We start from the raw sequence: 15,579 nt of genomic DNA on the forward strand, positions 1-15,579 counted from the left end.
CAAATTGCCGACTAATTATTCTACTTGTGCAAAATGTGCGCAATTGCGCTCTTTTTTTTGAGAAAGAATTTAAATAATTGCCGGGAATTATTCTACCTGTACAAAATGTGTCCAATTGGACACAAAATTTTGAGAAAGAATTTAAATAATTGCCGGGAATTATTCTACCTGGGCAAAATGTGCGCAATTGCGCACATTTTTTGGAGAGAGAATTTAAAAAATTGCCACGGAACGATCGAACAGGAAAATTTGACACCCATGGGTGTCAAAAATTTGCTTATTTCTGAAACAAATTACCGAGAAATCCTTCCAAGCCACCTTTACCAGTACGATCGCCCTTCAGCTTAGCAAGCTGCATCAGCAACTCACGCTCCTCAGCCGTCACCTTAGTCGGAATATCAATAGACACCAAAATCAAATGGTCGCCACGACTGACTGGATTTCCCAACTTAGGCACACCTTTTTTCTCCAGAGTCAGAACAGTATTCGCCTGAGTTCCCGTAGGAATCAACAATTCCGTCGGCCCATCTACAGTTTCCACTTCCAACCGGCAGCCCAAAATTGCTTGCAAATAACTAATCTTCACTTCCGAGTTAACGTTAATGCCGTCCCGTTTAAATAGCGGGTCTTCACTCACAGCCAAGAACACGTAAAGATCCCCTGGAGGGCCGCCCAGCTTGCCAGCATCCCCTTCATTGGAAACGCGCAAGCGAGTACCGTTGTCAACCCCAGCCGGAATAGTGATTTTCAGCTTTTTCATCACTTCTTTCTGGCCGCGGCCGCCGCAAGTTTCGCACTTGTCCTCAATTACTTGGCCGGTGCCGTTGCAAGTCGGGCAAACTGAAACTTGAGTAAAGCTGCCGAAAGGAGTGCGGGTAGCGCGTCGGACTTGACCACTGCCGGTACAAGTCGGGCAGGTTTGGGGTCTAGTTCCCGGTTTGGCACCAGTCCCGCTGCAAGTTTCGCAGGTTTCTAGGTGCTTGATGCGAAGTTCTTTTTCTCCACCAAACACGGCTTCGCGGAAATCCAGACGCAAATCTAGGCGCAAATCGTCTCCGCGCACCGGCCCGCTGCGTCTGCGACCTTGTTGTTGGGCACCGGGCCCTCCCTGAAAACCCTGGAAGAAGCTTTCAAAAATATCAGCAAAGCTGTCGCCGAAGTCTTGGAACCCAGGGGCGCCTGCACCCGTCACGCCTTCTACGCCGAAACGGTCGAAACGGGCGCGGGTTTCCGGTTCTGAGAGTACCTCGTAAGCGCGGTTAATTTCTTTAAACCGCTCCTCGGCACTTGGTTCTTTGTTGACATCAGGATGGTACTTGCGAGCTAGGCGGCGGTAAGCACGCTTAATTTCCTCTTTGTCTGCACTGCGAGAAACGCCTAATATTTCATAGTAATCACCGGCCATAAAGCTGCTTGCCTGGAGGTAAATAACAAAAAGTGTACGAAAAAGAAACGGGCGACCTTTCCTGAAATTAGCAATTAAAAATTAAAAATTCTTGTTGTTAATTTTTAACTTTTAATTTTTAGCTTTTCAGTTCTAAAGGAAAGGATTCATATCATCAACTTCAGGTTCGGGAACCTTCGGTTTTGGTTCCGGTTTTGGTTCCGGCTGTCGCTTGGACTGTCGTTCCGGCTGTCGTTCCGGTTTTGGTTCCGGTTTTGGTTCCGGCTGTCGTTCCGGCTGTCGCTTGGACTGTCGTTCCGGCTGTCGTTCCGGTTTTGGTTCCGGTTTTGGTTCCGGTTCCGGTGGAGCTTGGGGCGCCACCAGCAGCTCTTCTGTCAGCAAAATGCTGTCATCGTCCGCTTCAACCTCTTCTAGTTCTGACATCATCTCGCTTTCAACCTCTGGCGAGGATGGGGATACCCCGCTGCGAGCTTGCTCGTAGACTGCTGTCCCGAGCGAGTATAGCAGTTGCTTGAAAGCTTCGATTTGCTCGGTCAGTTCCTCGCCTGTGATGTCGGGGTTAGCCATTGCCGCCTTCAAGGCTGTTGCTGCGGTTTCGGCTGCGATTTTGAGGTCGTCGCCCAGCAATTGGGCGTTGGTTTTCAAAGTGACACCACAATTATAGACCAGGGTGTCGGCTTGATTTTTGAGTTCGACGAGTTGAGCGCGCTTGATATCCTCGTCAGCGTAAAGTTCGGCTTCTTGGCGCATCCGCTCGACTTCGGTTTCGCTCAATCCGCCTGTGTTGGAGATTTGGATGCTTTGTTCTTTGCCGGTTCCCTTGTCTTCTGCGGCTACTTTGAGAATGCCGTTGGCATCGATTTCAAAGGTAACTTCGATTTGAGGTACTCCGCGGGGGGCTGCGGGAATCCCTTTGAGCAGGAATTTGCCGAGACTTTTGTTGTCTTTTACCAATGCGCGCTCGCCTTGGAGGACGTGAATTTCAACCGAGGTTTGCCCGTCAGCAGCCGTGCTGTACATTTGCGATCGGCTGGTGGGAATAGTTGTATTGCGATCGATTACTTTAGTGAACACCCCGCCCAAGGTTTCGAGTCCCAGGGAGAGCGGCGTCACGTCTAGCAGCAGCAAATCTTTGACTTCACCGCCCAACACTCCGGCTTGAATTGCCGCGCCTACGGCTACAGCTTCGTCGGGATTGACCGATTTATCGGGAGTGACGCCGCCAAAATACTTGCTAATTGCCTCTTGAACTGCCGGAATCCGGGTTGAGCCTCCGACTAAAATAATTCGATCGATGTTTTTCGGGGTAAGACTTGCGTCTTTGAGGGCTTGAGTCACCGGATCGATCGTCGCCTGCACCAAATGACCCACCAGTTTTTCAAACTGAGCCTTGGAGAGGTCCATTTCCAAATGCTTCGGCCCTTTTGCATCAGAGGAAATGAACGGCAAATTAATGGAAGTGGACTCGCGGTTGGAGAGTTCGATTTTCGCTTTTTCCGCAGCTTCTCGGAGGCGCTGCAAGGCCATTTTGTCATTTGAGAGGTCGATACCGGATTGAGTCCGGAAAGCTTCTACCAGCCACTGGACGATGCAGTCGTCAAAGTCGTCTCCGCCGAGATGGTTGTTACCTGCGGTGGCGTTGACTTCAAAAATTCCGTCTCCCAGTTGCAGGATCGAAACGTCGAAAGTACCGCCGCCGAGGTCAAAGACCAAGATTTTCTGTTCGATATTTTGCTTGTCGAGCCCGTAGGACAGGGCGGCTGCGGTCGGTTCGTTGACGATGCGCAGGACTTCTAAACCCGCGATCGTACCGGCGTCTTTAGTAGCTTGTCGCTGGGCGTCTGTGAAGTATGCCGGCACTGTAATTACGGCTTGGGTAACAGCTTGTCCCAAATAAGCTTCAGCATCCTGCTTGAGCTTTTGCAGTACCATTGCCGAGATTTCTTGGGGGGTGTGAACCTTGTTCCGAATTTGGACGTTAACGGTGTCGTCTTTGCCTTTGATGCAGGTATAGGGAGTCCGGGCTCGTTCTTCTTCCGTGTCGTCCCACCGGCGCCCGATAAATCGTTTGATGCTGTAGACAGTATTTGCAGCATTAGTTACAGCTTGCCGCTTTGCCAGTTGACCTACTAAGCGATCGCCCGCCTTGCCAAATCCTACGATGCTCGGAGTGGTGCGACCCCCCTCGGAATTGGCGATTACGACTGGTTTACCGCCCTCTAACACAGCTACGCAACTGTTGGTCGTGCCTAAGTCAATTCCAATAATTTTTCCCATAGCGCCTCATAAAACTTTGTGGGATGTTTGGAAACCTCCAACTCGCAAGTTGGGGGATGAAAAACGACTCAGCTTGTTTTAACAAGCATCACCCGACCGAATTTGTAAGTATAAACTTGATGTCATAAAGCAACATCAAAGACGGGTTAAAACATTTTTCCGAATTTGTTTAGAAAGCGCTGACCTGCTTTTACTCCTGAGTTAAGAAGTTGGTGAGTCTGCCGCCTTCGGCCCCCCGAATTCTCTTCGGGGGTCAGCGACTTCGAGGAATAGAGTAGCTGGTCTCCCGATTAACTTTCCGAACTCTCGGGATTTTCATCTGAGGCTACCACAGATATCCCAGGCGCTGCAACTTTCACTTTGGCGTGCCGCAAGACGCGATCGCCCAGAATGTAGCCGCGTTCTAGTTCTTGGATGATTGTTCCTTCCTCGTGTTCGTCAGTGGGCTCGCTGAGAAGAGCTTCGTGGAGGTTGGGATCAAACTGTTCGCCTTCGGGGCGCATCGGAGAAACCCCGATTTGCTTGAGACCATCTACCATTTGCTTGTAAACGCTTTGGTAGCTTTTGTGAATGTTCATTTCGCCGTCGTTTTGTGGCTTAATGTGCGATCGAGCGCGCTCGAAATTGTCGATCACCGGCAACAGGGGCTTAATCGTGCCGCACCTTGCCTGTAAATCTAACTCTTCTTTTTCCTTTTGGGTGCGCCTGCGGAAGTTATCAAAATCTGCTGCTAGGCGGAGATTTTGATTTTTCAGGTCTTCTAGTTGAGCCGATGTGGCTTGCAACTGAGTTTTCAAAGCCTCTTTTTCATCTGTTACCTGAGCCAGTTCCCTCTTCCACGACTGGGCCGAGTCTGCTGTCGGGCTGGTCGAAGTGCCCGTGACGGTAGATCCGGATACGTTTGCTGGCGGGCGATCGGGCTGAGCACTTTGATAAGCTTGAGCAAGTTCGAGCTCCCAATCGGCTGCTTCGTTCGAGCTTGCTGGTGCGGGGGGAGTTTCGCTTGCCATTGGCGAACCCTCTGGGGCAACCCCAGTTGAGTTAGGATCTCGATCTTGCTGTTTTTCCTCGTCAATCATAAAAGCTGCGCGACAGAACCCTATCAATTCTAGCAGATACATTTAACCGCTCGTAAAAACCTGGACAAAGCTACCCAAAAGTAGTCAATGTTAGACATCTACGTTTGTAATCTTAGTCCACAGTCCTAAAACCGAGCGTAATAAACGGCAATCCCTCTATTCCCTTCATGAAGTCGGGAATTACTTTTCTCGCTATATTTATGCTGCCATTGGTATCAGCATTGATTGTTTTACCAGTGGAAGCTCTATATAAACCGCGCTGAACACGTTGACCAATAAAAATAGGCTTGGCATCTGTATTTTTGTTATAAGTCGGCAAATTATCACCATCTAAAGCACTCGCTTTCGATGTGTAACTTTCCTCAGTTAGTGTAACAACAATTCCTGCCAATTGTGCTTTATAGGTCAATAAAATAATCAGTTTGGTATGGGTCATATTGGTAAATGCTTGATTATTGTTTTTACCAATGTTGATGAACTGTTTCCATCCTGGGTTCTTGCCGACAACTAACTGACCAATCTCGTTCAACTGACACCAATCAATTACACGACGAATCGCAGTATGAAGATAGTTTTCAATTATTATATTTCGCTTACTGTTAAGTGCTTTGAACTGTCTGCTAGCTTCGATTGATTGTGATGCGGCTACCCGTTTATTGAAGAATTGGTTAATACTTTTCAATGGTATACCATTAATCAACAGCGGTCTGACACCGGGATGATTGGATGTTGTAGCCATCAAATTGTTTAAACCAAGGTCTACACCAGCCACATATTTCCCGTGGGATAAGGGTATGTCATTAACTGTGTAAACAACTTCAATAACATAATGGTCAAGCTTCGGGACAATTCTTACTTTGTCTACATTTTTAGCTTGAGTAGCCAACTCAATATTAGTCTGAGACAGTTTAACATTCCCTTTAGTCAAAGCAGGTTTTGATATTGCATCTATCGGATCAATTACAACATTTATGCCATGCTCTTTATGCTTGTATCCTGGTATTTTAGGTTTCCCCATATATTTTTCAGGGTATTTTGACCAATCTTTAAGTGCAGCTAACCATCCTTTCCAAGCCTCAGCAACTCTACGAAAAATCTGTTTACTAACTTTTGTTGGTAGATACCGATAAGCTTCTAAGTTCTTAGTCGGGTGGCAAATATTGATGGAATCATAATACTTATTGTTGGCAAAAAAGTATGGGCGCTGAATGTAGTTAGCAGAGTTGTATAGATGTTTTGATTGTAATGCTAAGTGGTCGCATTCCTTCCAAAATTTATGCTGTCTGTTAATTACGTGTTTTTCTACTATAGTCATTTCAAATAAGTATGAGACACTAGACTGCGCAATAAGCACGAATAACTTCATCAAGAGATGTGCCAGGAGACGCATACATTTTAGCTCTCTTTAATGCACTAAAATCATGCTCAATATCATTTAAGTCAGGAGAGTATTTTGGTAAAAATATTATCTGATGACCCGCCTCCTCAACCAATAGTCTAATGACTGTCTTACGATGAATGGGTGCATTATCCATAATTAATATAGATGGACTTGTTAAATCTGGTAACAAATACAAAGATAACCATCCTTCAAATCCTTCTGCATTCAAACTACCCATAAAGAGCATTGGTGCAATTAAGTCCTTCTTTCCTTTTCTTCTTGCTGCTACTAAATTTTCTCTTTTCCCCCGTTTTCCTGGTCTTTCGCCATAGACTTTCTTTCCTCTTTTGGCCCAGGCACAAACAGAACCTTCAAATTTCTCAAATCCTGACTCATCAATGAATACAAGACTTTTGCTGCCATAAACTTTAATTAATTCTCTCAGATTTCTGTAATATTTCATTCTTTCTTCTCGATTTCTTTCTTTATAGCGAAGTTCTTTTTTTTTTGGTAATTTTCAGTTTTTTTAAGGCATAGCAGATGGCACTCGGTCTGACGCCTGAAAGTTTTTGATCTTTCTACTAATCTTGCTTCATGATTTTTTTCAACATCTTTTTTGAGTGCTTCCCAATCTAGCTTTCGTTGACGGTGGTTGACCTGAGTTGGTCGAAGGTCTTCCCTACCTAACCATCTATAAATTGTTGCTCTTCCTACCTTAAATATGGCGGCAGCTTTCGTTGTACTCCCTCCATTTTCCACATAATCGACTACTTTTTGTCTTAGGTCTAGACTGTAAGCCATTTTTTTCTAATTAACTCTTTTTATCGATTTTATCATGATCTTACCTCTGTCTCACATTTATTTGAAATGACTATAACTGCATTTGACTCGACATGAGCAAATGTATTGTGCTTCGTATTATATACGACTTCCTGCGAGCGTCAACATGGCAGTTGACAGTTGACAGTTGACAGTTGAGGGCGACCTCTACCTGGAAGTCCGAGGATTCGACTAATGAATAGTCTTGTTTTAATTTCTCGCCTTTAAGGATTCCGGCTTTAAACCAATTCTTTCTGGTGAAAAATATAATGAGTCCAAATGGAGATTCCTATAACCAAAGCACAGGGATTTAAGCCCCCACCTTTAGGTGGATTGTTTTTAGGCAGGGGCTTAAATCCCCTGCCTAAAAACTTCACTGTCCCAGGTCAACTGTCCCAGGTCAACTGTTAAGCAAGACGCCCGCATCTGCAATCCAATGGCACGGGGGCAAAAACAAATTGAACTAGGGGCAAATAGTTTCGCGTGATGTGATTGAAAGAATTGCGGACAAAGCTACCCAAATAGTAAAGGATGGGTAGCTTTGTCCACAAATTAAGTTACAGTTTCAAACCCTAGATTTACCCGCAACCTGAGTGTGCCTCGCCAGCGCTGCCCTCCCAGAGGAGTGCCCTGAAACCGTTATGATACGGTTGGTTGGCAATCAAAAATAGTCCGAAGTCTTGTTTGGTGACCAATTAACAGCTAACCGCGCCGCCACAGGCGCTGTAATTCGATCGAACAATTTGCGAATATAGAACCAGCGCGGTTCGGGGACACACCCCGCCTCGCTGTTCTCGAACGGTACGGGCAATCTCCAAGTGATGCGCCCTCTGGGCTAGAACCAGAGTATCCCGGGAGTTAATCCAGCAAGCAAGCAACTTAGGACTCAACGAACCCGATCCAGTCAGCATCGGCCAATCCCTCCAACATCTCGTCAATTTGTGGAGGAAAATGAGAGGGGAGTAGAAGCTTACACTTTAAAGATAGGGATTGAGCCATAAAATCGCGATAGCTCATCCACAAGCAAAGCATACGGGGGTTAAAACCCCAAGTTGGTTTTCCTCTCAGCACTTTTTGTGACTGAGTTTCCCACCTATTGAGTGTTTTTATATGACTAACAGATTCCAGGGGTCTAGCTCCAAATCGATAGTTGCTGTGACTGATCTTGCTCCGGCTCTCAATAAGATGATTCAGTCGGGTTATGTCAACCGCGAGCAACTCAAGCAAGCTCAAATTCAAAGCCGGGACTCGGGCAAGCGGTTGACGGAGGTATTAGAAGCACTTACGGGGCAGCCGTTGCCTCCAGAATTGCTGCGGCTTTACAAGAAGCAGCAGATGTTTGAACGGAAGATTGTCTACGGGGTTGAAGCATTTGACCCGGAGATGAGCGAATTGTCGAACGAGCAACTAGGAGCGATGCTCGATCGGTTGAAGATTTCGATCGACATTTGCCACCAAGGTCGGTTTTTACCTGTAGCAAAGACTGAAAGTGAGCCTCCGGCGGTTTTAGTGGCAATGGTAGATCCCGACAACCTCAACGCCATAGAAGATTTGCGGCGGATTTTACAGCCTCACGGCTTGGCTTTGCAGCGACGGGTGATTACGCCAGATGACTATCAGGACATAACTTCGGCGTATCAAGACGACCAAGTTAAGGTAGCAGCGAAAATAGCAGAAGCCGACAAGCAGAGAAAGCTGGAGCTCGGGGAGGGAGATTTTGGGGAACTTTCGCTAGAAGAGGAGACTGCGGATCAAGAAGACCTAGCTAACACCATAGACGATGCTGAGGCCGCTCCGGTAATTAAGGCTGTCAACGTCATTTTGGCTAAAGCTTTGTCGGAAAAGGTGTCTGACATCCACGTAGAACCTCAAGAAGAGTTCATGCGGATACGGATGCGGAAAGACGGAGTGCTGCAAGAGTATTTCCGGTTTCCGAAACAGGTAGTCGCATCGATTACGGCTCGTTTCAAGATTATTGCCAACCTGGACATTGCCGAACGGCGACAAGCTCAAGATGGTCGCATCCGGCGGGTGTTTGAAGGACGCACGGTGGATTTCCGGGTGAATAGCTTGCCTTCGCGGTACGGCGAAAAAATCGTGCTGCGGATTTTGGACAGTTCCAGCACTCAGTTGGGTTTGGGTTTGTTGATCTCGGATCAAGAAACTCTGGCTTTGGTGCGAGAGACGGCTAGCCGTCCGTTCGGACTGATTTTGGTGACGGGGCCGACGGGTTCGGGCAAGTCAACTACTCTGTACTCGATTCTGGCGGAACGGAATGATCCGGGGGTTAATATCAGTACGGCGGAAGACCCGATCGAATATGCTTTGCCAGGAATTACCCAATGTCAAGTAATTCGGGAAAAAGACTTGAGTTTTTCCAACCTGCTGCGGGCGTTTTTGCGGCAAGACCCTGACGTGATCCTGGTGGGAGAAACGCGGGACAGGGAAACGGCCAAAACAGCTCTGGAAGCTGCTTTGACGGGACACTTAGTGCTGACGACGCTGCACACGAATGACGCGGCTGGGGCGATCGCGCGTTTGGACGAAATGGGCGTAGAACCGTTCATGGTGTCGGCCGCTTTGTTGGGCGTGTTAGCTCAGCGTCTGATGCGGCGCGTTTGCGACAAATGCTGCATTCCTTACCAGCCTACCGCTCAAGAACTCGGTCGGTACGGTCTGTCGGCTTCTCAAGAAATCGATCTGACTGTAAACAGAGCCAACATCGTACCGGTGGAGGAAAGGAAGCAACTAGCAGAACGCGACCAACTTTGTCGCAAGTGCGGCGGCCTAGGCTACAAAGGACGGATCGGGGTTTACGAGTTCCTGAAAAATACTGAGCGGCTTCAAACTCTGATCACTCAAGGGGCTCCGACAGAGCAACTCAAGGAAGCAGCGGTAGAAGAAGGAATGAAAACGTTGTTGGCTTACAGCTTGCAGTTAGTGCGGGAAGGCGCGACTACCTTTGAAGAAGTCGAGCGGGTGACGTTTACAGACTCGGGGCTGGAGGCGGAACTGAAAGCCAAACGGAAGCAGGGACTTACCTGCAAAAGTTGTCGGGCGGAATTGAAGCCGGAGATGCTGGATTGTCCGTACTGCTTGACGCCGCGCTTTTTGGATTGATTGGGGAGTCATGGGGCATCGGGCATCGGGCATCGGGCATCGGGCATCGGACATGGGGCATGGGGCATCGGGCATGGGGCATCGGGCATGGAGCATGGGTAATTGTTAAAACTGACAACAGTCAACAGTCAACAGTCCACTGACAACTGAGTTAAATTGGTCAATAACTATCAACTTGATTAGGGAGAGATATCTATGGGTCTGATGATTGAAGACGTATTGGAGTCCCTGGTAGAGCAAGGGGGTTCCGACATACACATCCAAGCAGGCGCGCCTATCTTCTTCCGCGTCAGCGGGAAACTAACTCCTCAGTCGCAATACGGCGACATTCTGTCTGCCGAGGAAGTGCAGATCCTGATTTTCCAAATGCTCAACAATATGCAGCGTAAGCACTTGGAAATGGAGTGGGAACTCGACTGCGCTTACGGGGTGAAGGGATTGGCTCGGTTCCGGGTGAATGTGTACCGGGAGCGGGGTGCTTGGGCTGCTTGTATGCGGGCTCTGGCTTCTAAGATTCCTAACGCAGATGCTTTAGGCGTGCCACAGATTTTGCGGGACTTGACGGAAAGACCCAGAGGTATGCTGTTGGTGACGGGACAAACGGGTTCTGGGAAAACTACGACGATGGCGGCTTTGTTGGATCTGATCAACCGGACGCGGGCAGAACACATTCTCACAGTTGAAGACCCGATCGAATATGTGTTTCCGAATATCAAGAGTTTGTTTCACCAGCGTCAAAAGGGCGAAGATACTAAGAGCTTTTCTAATGCGCTCAGAGCAGCCCTGCGGGAAGATCCTGATGTGATTCTGGTGGGGGAAATGCGCGACTTGGAAACGATCGGTCTGGCAATCTCGGCGGCGGAAACGGGTCACATGGTGATGGGAACGCTGCACACGAATTCGGCTGGTGCAACGGTCGATCGGATTTTGGACGTGTTCCCGCCAATTCAACAACCCCAGGTTCGCGCCCAGGTGTCTAACTCTTTGGTGGGAATTTGCAGCCAAAATTTGGTGGTGAAAATTGGGGGCGGCCGCTGCTGCGCTATGGAAATCATGGTGAATACTCCAGCTATGGCTAACTTGATCCGGGAGGGGAAAACTCCGATGATTTACTCCCAAATCCAAATGGGGGCGAAATTGGGCATGAGGACGATGGAAATGGCCCTCGCTGAACTTTACAAGACAGGTAAAGTCAGTTGGGAATCGGCAATGGCTAAGGCTTCTAAGGCGGACGAACTCGAACGCTTGATCGGCCCGGCACCTGTCGGTGGCGCCAAGGTAGGGGCTCATTAATTAAGTCAGCAGTCATTAGTCAGGAGTATGCTGAAAGAACTGATGACTGATGGCTGATGACTGCTGAGTCATAAATTTTAATAAATTTTCAGAGGTGAGCTGTGGCTACCAACGTTGTCCGTCAAAAACCGAAAGGTGGCTTTGATTTCAGTGCGATTCAGGAGCAATTCGAGTATAACCTTACCAGTCTGACTGTTAAGGATATGGCTATTTTTGCTCGTCAGTTTGCGGCTATGTTTAATGCAGGGGTGGCGATCGTGAGATGCCTTTCCGTGCTGCAAGAGCAGTGTTCTAATGCTAAGTTGAAGCGAGCGCTCAGGAGCATGAATGCTGACGTGCAGGAGGGGGTAAACTTAGCAGAGGCGATGTCTAAGTTTCCTGATGTGTTTGACCAACTATTTATCAGTATGGTGGCGGCGGGAGAGGTCGGCGGTGTGCTAGATGAAACCCTCGACCGTCTGGCGCTGATGATGGAAAAAAATCACAAGACTGAGGCGGAAATTAATTCGGCTATGTCTTATCCCAAGACTGTGCTGTTTATCGCGGTGGTGATCTTTTTCGCAATGACCATATTCTTGCTGCCCACTTTCGCCAAAATATTTAAGGATATTGGGGCGGATTTGCCGGCTTTTACGCTGTTCATGTTGGCAATTAGTGCATTTTGTACGGCTTGGCCTCCCATTCAACAGTTGACAGTTATTGGGGTAATTATAGCGCTGAAATTTGCCTTTGATATGTACTATAAAACTCCAATGGGTCACTTACAGATTGATCGAATTGCGATGAAATTGCCGATTTTTGGAGATTTGATCGAAAAGTCGGCTGTGGCTCGGTTCTGCGTGATATTTGGGTCGCTGACGCGATCGGGTGTGCCGATTCTCAGTTCTTTGGAAATTGTGCGAGATGTGGCGGGTAATCAGGCGATATCCAATGCGATCGAATATGCCAGACAGGAAATTCAAAACGGCGGTATGATCAGTATTGCTTTGCAAGAACAGCAGATTTTCCCGTCTTTGGCTATTCAAATGATGGCAATTGGTGAGGAAACTGGGGAACTTGACAAGATGCTGATGAAAGTTGGCGCTTTCTATGAAACGGAAGTTGAAGAAGCGGTAAAAGGACTTACCAGTATGCTAGAACCTCTGATGATTGTCGTCGTGGGTGGTATCGTAGGTGCGATTTTGCTGTCGATGTATCTGCCGATGTTCTCAGTGTTTCAGAAGATGTAAAAAAGTCAGTTGACAGTTGTCAGTTGACAGTTGTCAGTTGACAGTTGTCAGTTGTCAGTTGACAGTTGTCAGTTGTCAGTTGACAGTTGTCAGTTGACAGTTGACAGTTGTCAGTTGTCAGTTGACAGTTGTCAAAATTCCTAAATAATGACATTGAATTCACCGAAAGCGAGCGGGGACAGCACTTAATGACTGATGACTGATGACTGATGACTGATGACTGATGACTAATTAATTATTAATTGATTTAAAATGTCTGTCAAACAATCACATTACGAGGCTTTACTAGCACAGTACAGCGAATTTTCGGCAGCGATCGCCCTGCTGAAAAAATATCGGCTGTACATGGAAATGATTCCGAGTATCCGTCGCGCTAACGAAAGTTTAATTAGCATTCCTTTGCCCATTGCGCGCTTGCGGGAGGGGGCTTCCTCTGCGGGTAGGGGGGGGACTAGCATAGCGCCCGGACAGGCAGTTTGTTTGCCTTGCGATTTGGCGATTTTGATGTGCGATCCCGAATGGAAAGTTAAAATTGGGGTGGAAATTTTGATTTTCATTCATCGCCCAGGGGAGGATTTTTCTGCATTGTTGGGCCGCTGGCGGCAGTGTCAGGTTTGGCTGGATAAAGGTTACGAGTGGGTGATGCCGTACCGCTACAGGCATATTTTCAGCGATGAAGCTGAGGCGGTTCATCCGCTATTTGTGTTGTTTGAGGAAACGTCCGATCGCATTCAACGCGGTTTGATGGCAGCCGGTTTGCCGTTTGTTGTTGAAAGTTTTGACTCTGAAGTTGAGGAAGCAGAGGATGAGGATTTTCTGGGTGGGGGAGAATTGGGGAGTAGGGGTGAGGAGAGTTATGAGTTGTAGGATAGTTGTGCGATCGACAATCAGGTAGGTTTCGTAATGGGTAATTGGTAATGGGTAATTGGTATATTTGAATTGCATAAATCTTTAATTGTCAATCAACCGCAGATGAAAGGCAGATTAAACAGATTAACGCAGATACATTTCAACATATAAAATTATGGGATTGCAAGAGGGATGGTGTGTTATATTTGGTTTTGTTAATTAAATTTGATTTGAAGATAGAATTTACTAATTTAACCGCAGAGGACGCAGAGAGCGCAGAGGGGAAAGAAAGAGGGAATTAGAAATTTATTTAGATGAGTATAATTTTTTATTAAATAGGAGCTATGGAGATGAGGTTGTTAAAATCTTGGCGTTTGGTTTTATTAGCTCTAGTTTTTGGGATGGCTGTAATTCTCTCCAATTGCAGCACTACTTCAAACACGGTTAGCAATAATTCTCCAACTGCGACAACTCCTGGGACTGTTCCAGCGGGGGCTTTAGTCTACGGTGCGGGCGGGCCGCCGGTGAATCTGGAACCGGGAAATGTTACTGATGGTAATTCGGTGATTGCGATCGACCAAATCTACAATCGCTTGACAGATTTTAAACCGGGTACTGTGGAACTCGCACCGAGTCTCGCTACTGAATGGTCGAGTTCCACGGATGGCAAAACTTGGACTTTTAAATTGCGATCGGGAGTAAAGTTTCACGATGGCACGGATTTTGATGCGGAAGCTGTTAAGTTTAATGTCGATCGCTGGTGGGATGCGAAAAATCCTGACGGTTATCGAGAATCTGGCAAAACTTATCAAATTTGGAAGGACTTTTTTGCTGGGTTTAAGGGCGATAAAGATTCCCTGGTCAAGGAGGTGACCGTTGTTGATAAGTCTACAATTAAGTTTGTGTTAAATCGGCCTTTTGCGGCTTTTCCTGCGGCGATTGGGTCGGGTTATTTTGGGATTGCGAGTCCGGCGGCGGTGAAAAAAGCGGGGGCTAAATACGGCACTCCGGGGTCGCTGGCGGTGGGTACGGGGCCTTTTGTGTTTAAGGAATGGCGATCGGGCGATCGCATTATCTTAGAAAAAAATCCGAATTATTGGAAAACTGGAACGCCGAAAGTCAATCAGTTGGTACTTCGTTTTGTGGACGATCCGGCGGCGAGACTCGCTCAATTGAGGGCTGGTCAACTTGATTTTACTGTGGATTTAACGCCGGATCAATTGAAAGAGGTGCAAGCTGATGCTAATTTAGAAGCTGTTGTGCGGCCTTCTTTTAATGTGGGTTATTTAGGGTTAAATCCGAGTTACGCGCCTTTGGCGAAACCGGAGGTGCGGCGGGCGATCGCGCAAGCAATCAACAAGCAAGCTATAGTCAAGGCTTTCTGGGGAGATCTGGGAAAATATGACTCGCAATTTATCCCGCCTTCGCTGAATTGGGCGGAGTCTGACAAAGTTAAAGATTACGAATTTAACCCGCAGCAAGCTAAAGCAATGTTGGCGAAAGCCGGTTATCCGAACGGTTTTGATTTGGATTTGTGGTATATGCCGGTCAGCCGTCCCTATTTTCCCACGCCGAAGCCGATTGCTGAGGCTTTTGCGGCGGATTTGAGCGCGATCGGGATTCGGGTAAAGTTGCTGACAAAGGATTGGTCTGCTTATATAGCCGATCGGCTAAAACCTCCGGGATTCCAAGCTTTTATGATGGGTTGGACGGGAGATTATGGCGATCCAGATAATTTTTATTATCCTCACTTCGGGCCTGGTTCGACGGCCGATTTGGGAAATTGGAAAAATCAGAAAGTTTTGGAACTTTTAGATCGGGGGAGGGCTAGTGGGGATAAAGCAGCTAGAGGGAAAATTTATGCGGAAGTTAGCGAGATTTTGCATGGGGAGGCTGTGCGTTTGCCGATCGTACATTCGCAGCCGCTTTTAGGGAAACGCAAGAATATTCAAGGTTGGATTCCGAGTCCTTTGGGTTCGGAGTCTTTTGAGGATGTTAGTAAGTCATAATAAAGATTTGGTTTGATCAATAAGTAAGGTTCGTAGTGCGGACTGAAGTCCGCAGATTTTTGCGGACTGAAGTCCGCACTACGAACTGATGGTAATTGACCGGGAATGAGCTCGCATT

11 protein-coding genes are annotated in these 15,579 nt (G+C 47.4%); 5 read left to right on the top strand and 6 right to left on the bottom strand.

Annotated elements, in window-relative coordinates:
* Nucleotides 1-277: 277 nt before the first annotated feature.
* The 6 genes from dnaJ to QUB68_RS12050 all read right to left on the bottom strand — a co-directional run bounded on the left by dnaJ (nucleotide 278) and on the right by QUB68_RS12050 (nucleotide 6,943).
* On the bottom strand, nucleotides 278-1,405 hold the full coding sequence (gene dnaJ / locus QUB68_RS12025) for a molecular chaperone DnaJ (RefSeq protein ID WP_332992541.1): 1,128 nt from the start codon (nucleotides 1,403-1,405) through the stop codon (nucleotides 278-280).
* A 132-nt stretch (nucleotides 1,406-1,537) separates the two neighbouring features.
* On the bottom strand, nucleotides 1,538-3,682 hold the full coding sequence (dnaK, locus tag QUB68_RS12030; RefSeq protein WP_332992543.1) for a molecular chaperone DnaK: 2,145 nt from the start codon (nucleotides 3,680-3,682) through the stop codon (nucleotides 1,538-1,540).
* Nucleotides 3,683-3,972: 290 nt separating this feature from the next.
* The gene (grpE, locus tag QUB68_RS12035) at nucleotides 3,973-4,761 is read right to left on the bottom strand and encodes a nucleotide exchange factor GrpE (RefSeq protein WP_332992544.1); all 789 of its coding nucleotides are present in this window, start codon (nucleotides 4,759-4,761) and stop codon (nucleotides 3,973-3,975) included.
* A 112-nt stretch (nucleotides 4,762-4,873) separates the two neighbouring features.
* A complete protein-coding gene (locus QUB68_RS12040; RefSeq protein WP_332992546.1) occupies nucleotides 4,874-6,076 on the bottom strand; it encodes an RNA-guided endonuclease InsQ/TnpB family protein in 1,203 nt (400 codons plus the stop codon).
* Nucleotides 6,077-6,095: 19 nt separating this feature from the next.
* Entirely contained in the window at nucleotides 6,096-6,605 is a 510-nt protein-coding gene (locus tag QUB68_RS12045) for a transposase (protein ID WP_332992548.1), read from the bottom strand.
* The gene (locus tag QUB68_RS12050; protein ID WP_332992550.1) at nucleotides 6,602-6,943 is read right to left on the bottom strand and encodes an IS630 transposase-related protein; all 342 of its coding nucleotides are present in this window, start codon (nucleotides 6,941-6,943) and stop codon (nucleotides 6,602-6,604) included. Before QUB68_RS12050 ends, QUB68_RS12045 begins: the two co-directional genes overlap by 4 nt.
* Before the next feature lie 1,128 nt (nucleotides 6,944-8,071).
* On the opposite strand from QUB68_RS12050, the gene QUB68_RS12055 reads away from it, so the two are divergent.
* From QUB68_RS12055 to QUB68_RS12075, 5 genes are all read left to right on the top strand, one after another.
* The gene (locus tag QUB68_RS12055) at nucleotides 8,072-10,081 is read left to right on the top strand and encodes a GspE/PulE family protein (protein WP_332992552.1); all 2,010 of its coding nucleotides are present in this window, start codon (nucleotides 8,072-8,074) and stop codon (nucleotides 10,079-10,081) included.
* A 195-nt stretch (nucleotides 10,082-10,276) separates the two neighbouring features.
* Nucleotides 10,277-11,374, top strand: a complete 1,098-nt coding sequence (locus QUB68_RS12060) for a type IV pilus twitching motility protein PilT (protein WP_332992554.1) — start codon at nucleotides 10,277-10,279, stop codon at nucleotides 11,372-11,374.
* Between the two features lie 101 nt (nucleotides 11,375-11,475).
* Nucleotides 11,476-12,603, top strand: coding sequence for a type II secretion system F family protein (locus QUB68_RS12065; protein ID WP_332992555.1), 1,128 nt, complete (start codon nucleotides 11,476-11,478; stop codon nucleotides 12,601-12,603).
* Nucleotides 12,604-12,855: 252 nt separating this feature from the next.
* On the top strand, nucleotides 12,856-13,470 hold the full coding sequence (locus tag QUB68_RS12070) for a hypothetical protein (RefSeq protein WP_332992557.1): 615 nt from the start codon (nucleotides 12,856-12,858) through the stop codon (nucleotides 13,468-13,470).
* Nucleotides 13,471-13,802: 332 nt separating this feature from the next.
* The gene (locus QUB68_RS12075; RefSeq protein ID WP_332992559.1) at nucleotides 13,803-15,461 is read left to right on the top strand and encodes an ABC transporter substrate-binding protein; all 1,659 of its coding nucleotides are present in this window, start codon (nucleotides 13,803-13,805) and stop codon (nucleotides 15,459-15,461) included.
* Nucleotides 15,462-15,579 lie beyond the last annotated feature (118 nt).

This window comes from Microcoleus sp. A006_D1 (assembly GCF_036702805.1).
Classification (GTDB): Bacteria; Cyanobacteriota; Cyanobacteriia; order Cyanobacteriales; family Microcoleaceae; genus Microcoleus.